Below are 5,800 nucleotides of genomic sequence, written 5' to 3'. Positions count from 1 at the left end.
ATGCCGACCAGCACCGCGAATGTCGCCACGGACAATGCAAGGGTCAGGAGCGAAGTCTCGGGAACATGGTGCAGGACGCTCAGGACATCGGCGGAGAATCCTAGCTTGGTGATGTGGATGCCAAGGAGCTTCGGCACCTGGTCCAGCACGATCACGAGCCCGACCCCTGCCTTGAAGCCCGTCAGGACCGGCGCGGAGATGAAGTTGGCACGAAGCCGAGCCGCATCAGCCGCGCCAGGATCAACATCACGCCGACCAGCGCGGTCAAGGTGGCGGTGGCCGTCACGACCTTCGCAGGGTCGCCGTCCGGCACGATCAGGCCGAGCTGCATCGCGGTCAGGATCCCCAGGGTGGCCGTCGAGCTGACGCTGAGCACGCGCGACGATCCGAACAGTGCGTAGACGGCCATCGGAATGAAGGCCGTGTAGAGCCCGACGGCGACCGGCAGTCCGGCCACCGTCGCGTAGGCCATGGCCTTGGGCAGGACCACCGTGGCCGCGGTGATGTAGGCGATCACGTCGAGGCGCAATGCCGGCGGGTCCGGCAGGCTCATGGTGGACTCCTCGTCGACTGAATGGTCTCCCTCGCGGCCTCATTCAACCCAACGTGGTCCCGTGGACCCTTGATCCAGCGCATGGCGCGGACCGCAGTCGACCCGCTCGACAGCGAAGATCTGAAGCGCCCGGACGGCGTCCTGCAGATGCCCAGGACTACTTCGCCTGGCCGTCGAGCCGGCGGTTTGCGTCGAGCGCATAGACGACCTGCTTGTCATCCGCAGACTTGTGATGAGCGCCGTTTTCTGCCGAAGGCAAGGCGGCCGTGCCGTAGACCTCGCGCTCGAGTCTCTTCGCGCGCTCCGCGTACATGCGGGCCAACGCGCCATGGTGCTCTGCGGCGGCCTGGTGCTCGATGCGCGCCAGGTGCGCCTCTTCGAGCAATGTCATGACACGCCGAAGGTGGCCGTTTCGACTGGGCTGAAAAAAGCTGAACATCAGTCCCTCCATTAATTGGAAGCCATCGAAGAAACAGCTTTTTACTTCAATAGCGCTCGCTGCGCTTGCGACCGGCCTAAAGAGGTAGGCTTTCCGGACGAATCCTGCCAACTGCACCAAAGGACAGTGGCGAGGCCCTGGTGGCGCTCGTATGCTCGGCGGGCGCCGATCGTGACGCTTCACCTGCAAGCAAGAGCACGTCATCCAGGAGATCGCCTTGAAAACCAAATTACTCGTAGCCACCCTGCTGACCCTGTCGATGGCCGCACCAGGCATCCGTGCGCAGACCGACCCGTCGACCCCCGCCAAGCCGGTCGAGGCGGCGGTCAATCCGGCTTCGATCCAGGCCCTCAAGGACATGGGCGCCCATCTGCAGACGCTCAGGCGCTTCCATGTATCGACCAGCCTGACCGGAGAGCTCGTGCTGGCCGACGGCCAGAAGCTGCAGCACACGGCGACCGCCGACATCGATGTTTAACGTCCGGAACAAGCTGCGTGCCCGCATGTTCAGCATCCGGTCCGAGCGCATCATTTTCTTCAACGGCGAGAAGGCCACGATCTATCTGCCGGCGCAGAAGTACTACTCGACCGTCGATTTCGCGGGCAATGTCGACGCGCTGGTCAGCAAGCTGGAGGAACGGTACGGGGTCGAGATTCCGTTGTCCGACCTGTTTCTTTGGGGCACGCCGGCCGCGCTGCTCGACAAGATCGATTCGGCCATGAAGGCTGGCCAGGATTTCATCGGCAACGACTTGTGTGATCACTTCGCCTTCCGCCAGGGAAATTTCGACTGGCAGATCTGGATCACGACCGGAAGCAAGCCTTTGCCGCGCAAGCTCTTGATCACCAATCGGGCCGACGACGCGCGTCCGCAGTCGGTCTCCCTCATCGACTGGAACCTGAATCCGAGCTTCAAGGACGACATCTTCAGGTTCGTGCCGCGCACGGGCGCCAAAGAGGTGGAACTTCGCGCCTTGGAAGGCAAAGTAAGGGAGAGTGATCATGAAGCAATCATTCGGCAAGTTGTTCCTGTTGCCTCTGGCGGTGCTGTTCATGACTGGCTTCGGGCTGGCGCCCGAGTCTGAGGTGAGGGGCGGCGGCGGAGGTATGGGTGGGGGTGGACACGCCGGAGAGCCCGGGCCGGAGGCAGCGGTGGCGCCAGCAGGCAGGTCAACAACAGCAACCGCGACGTGCGGACCAACAACGTCCGCAGCACCAGAGTCAACAACGTGAACGTGAACCGGAACGTCAACGTCAACGTGAACAACCGCGGCGGCTGGGACAACGACTACCATCCGGTCGCGACCGCGGCTGCAGTCACTGCCGGGGTCGCGGTGACTGCCGCGGTGGTGGGCTAGATGGTCAATACCGTGCCAGCCGGCTGCGTCCCGGTCAACTATGGCGGCCTGATCTACCAGCAGTGCGGCAGCCTCTGGTACCAGCCCCAGGGTGCGCAATACGTCGTGATCAATCCGCCTTATTGAGGCGGCCCGGTCTCCGTCGCCATGAGCGCCCAGGAAATGATCATGCTCGCCGTGCAGGCGAGCATCGTGATCACCGTATTCGGCTTCGGCCTGGCCGCCACGCTCGACGATGTGCTGTACGTGGTGCGCCGTCCCGCGCACTTCCTGCGTTCCTTCGTGGCRATGTTCGTGGTGATGCCACTGCTGGCCATCGCGCTCGAAAGGGCCTTCGACCTGCGGCACGAGATCGAGGTCGCGCTGGTGGCGCTGTCGCTGTCGCCGGTGCCGCCCTTGCTGGTGAAGAAGCAGGGCAAGGCGGGCGGACGGCAGTCCTATGCGCTGGGCTTGCTGGTGACCATGGGGGTGCTGTCGTTGGCGATTGTGCCGCTGGGCGTGATGCTCATGACGCAGGCCTTCGGTCGCCAGTTCGAGATGCCCCTGGCCGGCATCGCGAAGGTGATCCTGAAGGCGCTGATCGTGCCGCTCACTGCCGGCATGGTGGTGGGGGCCGTGCTGCCCAAGGTGGCCGCCCGAATCGCCCGACCGGCCGCGATCGTCGGCATCGTGCTGCTGGCCGTGGTGGCGCTGCTGATCGTTTTCGCCAGCCGGCATGCGATCCTGGCGCTGGTCGGCAACGGCACGATCGTCGCTCTGACGGGCTTCATCGTCGTCGGGCTGGCGGCCGGCCACTGGCTGGGCGGGCCCGACAAGGAGGATCGCGTGGTGCTGGCGCTGTCGACCGCATCGCGCCATCCGGGCATCGCGCTGGCGCTTGCGACCTTCAACTTTCCGAACGAGCCCGGCGTGACCGCGGCGATCCTGCTGTACCTTCTGGTCAATGTCGTGGTGTCGCTGGTCTACGTGAACTGGCAGCGCAAGCGCATCGGGTCGGCGGCGCCGGGCTGAGCCTCTCGCATGGGCGGGCTACAGGAACATGCCCAACAGCTTTTCCAGCACCTTGTCGAAGGGCAGTAGGGCCAGAGCGACGACGCCGAATGGCAGGGCCGTCGCCACGCCGTGCGACAGCTGCGCAGGTCAATCGAAACCAGCCGCATCCGGTAGGCCTTCTCGACCGACTGGAAGGTCAGCCACGGCCGAGAAGTCCGTAGACCGGCGCCTGCGCCGGCGGGACGATACCGCGATCGCGGAAGGTGCGGGCCAGCGCGCCCAGGCGCGGGATGCACACCACCTCGGCCAGCACTAGCAGCGGCGCCACGATCAGCGAGCGCGCATGCACCGAGGCATCTCGAAGAAAAGCCTGCCACGTGGCCTCGTTCCCTGCCGCCAGAGCCACCAGCGCGAGCGCCAAAAGTGGCAGCCAGCCGACCGCAATGACGATCGCCGCGCGCAGCACGACGCGCCGGTGCTGCGGATCGAATCGCCCCCAGTGCCGCAGCGGCGCAGAGGCGGGCCGCCATCGAAAAGCAAGAGTTCCTGTGCGGGGGGGGCGGGGAGGGAGCGGCGATCTTCAGCTGAGCAGCAACCACACCGCACTGACCGCCCCCAGCGCAATGATGGCGATCGTCAACACCGTGACGGAAGTCGAGCTCGGCTCGAAGCGGGCTTCGACGATCTGGAGGTGCACGCGGCGGTAGCGCACCAGGGCCCACAGCAGCAGCACGATGCCGACCAGCACCATGCCCAGGCCGACGTTGGCCGCGTCGCGAAGGGGGAACGCCGCCTGGTTCAGCTTCTCCGTATCGCCGCGCTGCTGCAGGAAGATGCTGAAGCGGTTGATCGTGATGCCGAAGCTCATGAGCGAGAGCGCCGTGCGAAGGTAGGCCAAGTGCGTGCGTTCTTTGGCCAGGTGCGAGCGTGCATCCGCGAGGGCGGTGCGCTGCTCCGCCAACTGGGTCGAGATGTTGCCGGGTGGTGCGGGAGCGTTCATGGTGCCTCCTTATGCGCGCGCCGGTGGTTTTACCTGTATCCGGCTGCGTCCGGAACTGGTCTTTGGTTGAGTCGGGACCTGATCGCGTTCATTGCCGCCATGCAGCCGGATCGCGTCGAGCAGATCGTCGCCGGCGCGCGCAAGCGCTTGATCGCGAAGAAATCCGGGAGAGCAAGGAATGGCTCGCAGAGGCGTGTTTGGAAGACACAACTGATAGTGGTGCGGGATCGATGTTTGCCCATTGGCCGAAGGTGCAACCGCACCTGCCCCTTGGGGCAATCCGGCGACCGACGGAGCAGCGGCTACCGTCGCTGTCGCGGTCCCGGAAGACTAGACGGTCACCACGACAGGCAACTGCACCGCCGGCATCGTGGCGAGATCCTCTCGCTGGGGCATGGAGATCTGCGCTCCTGCCCTTGTGACGCAGACTGCGGCGGCCTGGATGCCGAGCGACACCCCGGCGTCGAGGGCCTCGCCTCTGGCAAGGGCGGCGCAGAGCGCGYCGATGAAGGTGTCTCCCGCCGCGGTGGTGTCGACTGCCCGCACCGACAGTGCCGGGAAGTGGCGGCAGGCTCCGGCGTTCGCAACCAGAGCGCCCTGGCTTCCCATCGTCAGGATCACCTGGGAGGGCCCGCGGCGGCGCAGCAGTTCGGCCGCGCTGGCCGCGCTGGCGATGTCGTCGACGGCGATGCCGCACAGCATGGCGGCTTCCGTTTCGTTCAGCACCATGATGTCGACCAGCTTCCAAAGCACATCCGGCAGCGGCTGTGCGGGGGCCGGATTCAGCACGACCGTGCAGCCGCAATCTCGTGCGAGCGCGGCCGCCTCGCATACCGCGGCCATCGGCACCTCGAGTTGCAGTGAGACGATTCGCGCAGCCTCGAGAACAGGGCGCAGCTTTTGCGCGTCCTCGACGCTGACGGACGCATTCGCGCCGGGGACCAGTGCGATCCGGTTCTGGGCGTCATCGTCGACCATGATCAGGGCCACGCCGGTGGCCACCGCATCGGTGGCGACATCGCGGGTGTCCACGTGGTCGGCCTCCAGCGATGTCTTGAGCTCAGACCCGAACGCGTCGTCGCCGATGCGCCCGACCATCGCAACTCGTGCACCCAGGCGGGCGCATGCCACCGCCTGGTTGGCGCCCTTGCCGCCGGGCGTCTGGATCATCGAATGGGCCTGCAAGGTCTCGCCGGCCTCCGGCGCGCGCGGCACCCGGACCACCAGGTCCATGTTGAGGCTGCCGAAGACGACCACCTCGGGGCGGGTGGAGTCGAGGCTCAAGATTCCGCGTCCATCTCGTGGAGCTTTTCCACGCGGCGGCGGAAGTCTTCGTCCTCCGCCGCGAAGCGTGCCCCCAGGTAGGCCGTGATGAGATCGGTGGCAAGCCAGGGGCCGACGATCTGCGCGCCGATGCACATCACGTTGACGTCGTCGTGCTCAACCGACTGATGGGC

The 5,800-nt window shown here is 65.8% G+C and carries 10 protein-coding genes and 1 pseudogene; 5 read left to right on the top strand and 6 right to left on the bottom strand.

Going from position 1 to position 5,800, the window contains the following annotated elements; translation table 11 throughout:
• Window positions 1–472 (bottom strand): annotated as a pseudogene (locus AC1DY5_RS39175) (SulP family inorganic anion transporter); the annotation flags it as partial.
• 238 nt (window positions 473–710) lie between these two features.
• Window positions 711–1,109, bottom strand: coding sequence for a hypothetical protein (locus AC1DY5_RS39170; protein WP_478119845.1), 399 nt, complete (start codon window positions 1,107–1,109; stop codon window positions 711–713).
• 100 nt (window positions 1,110–1,209) lie between these two features.
• Between AC1DY5_RS39170 and AC1DY5_RS39165 the strand changes: the two genes are divergently transcribed.
• From AC1DY5_RS39165 to AC1DY5_RS39145, 5 genes are all read left to right on the top strand, one after another.
• Window positions 1,210–1,470, top strand: a complete 261-nt coding sequence (locus tag AC1DY5_RS39165; protein WP_478119843.1) for a DUF2092 domain-containing protein — start codon at window positions 1,210–1,212, stop codon at window positions 1,468–1,470.
• Between the two features lie 25 nt (window positions 1,471–1,495).
• Complete coding sequence (locus AC1DY5_RS39160; RefSeq protein WP_478119842.1) at window positions 1,496–2,077, top strand: DUF2092 domain-containing protein; 582 nt, start codon at window positions 1,496–1,498, stop codon at window positions 2,075–2,077.
• A 105-nt stretch (window positions 2,078–2,182) separates the two neighbouring features.
• Window positions 2,183–2,350: a hypothetical protein gene (locus tag AC1DY5_RS39155; RefSeq protein ID WP_478119841.1), complete on the top strand. Its 168-nt coding sequence runs from the start codon at window positions 2,183–2,185 to the stop codon at window positions 2,348–2,350.
• On the top strand, window positions 2,351–2,476 hold the full coding sequence (locus AC1DY5_RS39150; RefSeq protein WP_478119840.1) for a hypothetical protein: 126 nt from the start codon (window positions 2,351–2,353) through the stop codon (window positions 2,474–2,476).
• Between the two features lie 21 nt (window positions 2,477–2,497).
• On the top strand, window positions 2,498–3,361 hold the full coding sequence (locus tag AC1DY5_RS39145) for a bile acid:sodium symporter family protein (RefSeq protein ID WP_478119839.1): 864 nt from the start codon (window positions 2,498–2,500) through the stop codon (window positions 3,359–3,361).
• A gap of 178 nt (window positions 3,362–3,539) precedes the next feature.
• Here AC1DY5_RS39145 and AC1DY5_RS39140 read toward each other — a convergent pair whose 3' ends face one another.
• From AC1DY5_RS39140 to AC1DY5_RS39125, 4 genes are all read right to left on the bottom strand, one after another.
• Window positions 3,540–3,809: a hypothetical protein gene (locus AC1DY5_RS39140; RefSeq protein ID WP_478119838.1), complete on the bottom strand. Its 270-nt coding sequence runs from the start codon at window positions 3,807–3,809 to the stop codon at window positions 3,540–3,542.
• 114 nt (window positions 3,810–3,923) lie between these two features.
• Complete coding sequence (locus tag AC1DY5_RS39135) at window positions 3,924–4,343, bottom strand: YidH family protein (protein WP_478119837.1); 420 nt, start codon at window positions 4,341–4,343, stop codon at window positions 3,924–3,926.
• Window positions 4,344–4,673: 330 nt separating this feature from the next.
• Window positions 4,674–5,627, bottom strand: coding sequence for a ribokinase (gene rbsK, locus AC1DY5_RS39130; protein WP_478119836.1), 954 nt, complete (start codon window positions 5,625–5,627; stop codon window positions 4,674–4,676).
• Window positions 5,624–5,764, bottom strand: a complete 141-nt coding sequence (locus AC1DY5_RS39125; RefSeq protein WP_478119844.1) for a hypothetical protein — start codon at window positions 5,762–5,764, stop codon at window positions 5,624–5,626. Before AC1DY5_RS39125 ends, rbsK begins: the two co-directional genes overlap by 4 nt.
• Between the last annotated feature and the right edge of the window lie 36 nt (window positions 5,765–5,800).

It is taken from the genome of Variovorax sp. P4_D9 (assembly GCF_056401695.1).
This window is presented reverse-complemented; position numbering and strand designations above follow the sequence as displayed.

Coding starts and splice junctions, on each gene's coding strand:
- AC1DY5_RS39160 (WP_478119842.1), top strand. CDS start 1,496: ATGTTCAGCATCCGGTCCGAGCGCATCATTTTCTTCAACGGCGAGAAG.
- AC1DY5_RS39150 (WP_478119840.1), top strand. CDS start 2,351: ATGGTCAATACCGTGCCAGCCGGCTGCGTCCCGGTCAACTATGGCGGC.
- AC1DY5_RS39135 (WP_478119837.1), bottom strand. CDS start 4,343: ATGAACGCTCCCGCACCACCCGGCAACATCTCGACCCAGTTGGCGGAG.
- AC1DY5_RS39125 (WP_478119844.1), bottom strand. CDS start 5,764: ATGTGCATCGGCGCGCAGATCGTCGGCCCCTGGCTTGCCACCGATCTC.